Raw genomic sequence first — 1,554 nt, 5'->3', positions numbered from 1 at the left:
CCTCGATCCACCGATTGGGTTGCGGCTGGTCGGTGCGGGAGAGACGAAATGCCCTGTCTGGGTGAGAGAATGGGACTTGTCTAGGGTTCCATCGGCGCACGCAGAAGGGCATCTCGTAGATGCGATTGTCTCATACTCATCCGGTCCGGTCCGCATCCTTCGACGACCCGAATTTGGTGGGCGCCGCGGGGCTGGTGCCGATGATGGCATTGGCCGAACAGTGCGGACTCTCGGCGTTGGCGCGCGAACATCTGACAGTACCCACCGACAAGGGCGCCAACCCTGATCGCAAGGTGTTCTCCCTGGTCGCCGGGATGGTCGCCGGCGCCGACAGCATCGATGACATGGCGCTGCTGCGCCATGGGGCGATGGGCCGGGTGTTCGATCACCCGTACGCCCCGTCGACGTTGGGATCGTTTCTGCGCGAGTTCCGCTTCGGCCATGTCCGGCAGATGGATGCGATCGCCTCACGGATGCTCTGCGGGCTGGCTGCCCACACCCCGGTGCTGGCCGATATCGACGGGCCGGTGCTGGTCGATACCGACGACTCGATCGTCGAGGTCCACGGCCATGCCAAGCAGGGCGCCGGGTTCGGCTACACCAAGGTCCGCGGCCTGAACTCGGCGATCACCACCATCACCTGCGGTGCCGGCGCCCCGGTGATCACCGCCCAACGCCTGCGCAAAGGACCGTGCGGATCGGCGCGTGGTGCGCACCGAATGATCGCCGATGCCCTGGCCACCGTCGGCCGATTGCGGCCGCCGGAGGCGACCGGACTGGTGCTGTGGCGGGCGGATTCGGCGTTCTACAGCCAGCGGGCGGTCGCCGCGGCGCTGCGCGGTGGTGCACAGGTGTCGGTGACCCTGCGGCAGAACGCGGCGGTCACGACCGCGATCGCCGGCATCGCCGCCGATGCGTGGACGCCGATCGAATACACCGACGCCGTCTACGACGAGGACACCGGGCGGTGGATCTCGCGCGCTGAGGTCGCCGAGATTGCGTTCACCGCGTTCACCTCCAAAGCCAAGAAATTGCAGGTCCCCGGCAGGCTGGTGGTCAGACGTATCCCCGACCTGAGCCCGCAGGGTCCCGGGCTGTTCGACGCATGGCGCTTCCACGCGTTTTTCACCACCAGTGATCTCGACACCGTGAATGCCGACAAAACCCACCGCGGGCACGCGATCATCGAACAGGTCCACGCCGATCTCAAAGCGTCCGCGCTCGCGCACCTGCCATCGGGAAAGTTCATGGCCAACGCCGCCTGGCTGGTCTGCGCAGTCATCGCCTTCAACCTCACCCGCGCCGCGGCGACGGTGACCGGGGAGAAGCTGGCCCGGGCCACGACCCCCACGATCCGGCGGACCCTGATCAGCGTGCCCGCCCGAATCGCGTCCTCGGCCCGAGTCGCCATCCTGCACCTACCCACCGACTGGCCCTGGGCCGATGAATGGAACATGTTGTTCAACAACACCATCCACCGAAAACAGGCAGCCCGAGTCTCCTAACCATCAGACCAACCCGGCCCCAACCCGAAAACCTGTGAAACACGCCGAA

The 1,554-nt window shown here is 66.3% G+C and carries 1 protein-coding gene; it reads left to right on the top strand.

Going from position 1 to position 1,554, the window contains the following annotated elements; all coding sequences use genetic code 11:
- Nucleotides 1-119 precede the first annotated feature (119 nt).
- The gene (locus QSJ19_RS26445) at nt 120-1,505 is read left to right on the top strand and encodes an IS1380 family transposase (protein WP_286324029.1); all 1,386 of its coding nucleotides are present in this window, start codon (nt 120-122) and stop codon (nt 1,503-1,505) included.
- Nucleotides 1,506-1,554 lie beyond the last annotated feature (49 nt).

The sequence above is a fragment of the Gordonia sp. ABSL11-1 genome, from assembly GCF_030315685.1.
Classification (GTDB): Bacteria; Actinomycetota; Actinomycetes; order Mycobacteriales; family Mycobacteriaceae; genus Gordonia.
This window is presented reverse-complemented; position numbering and strand designations above follow the sequence as displayed.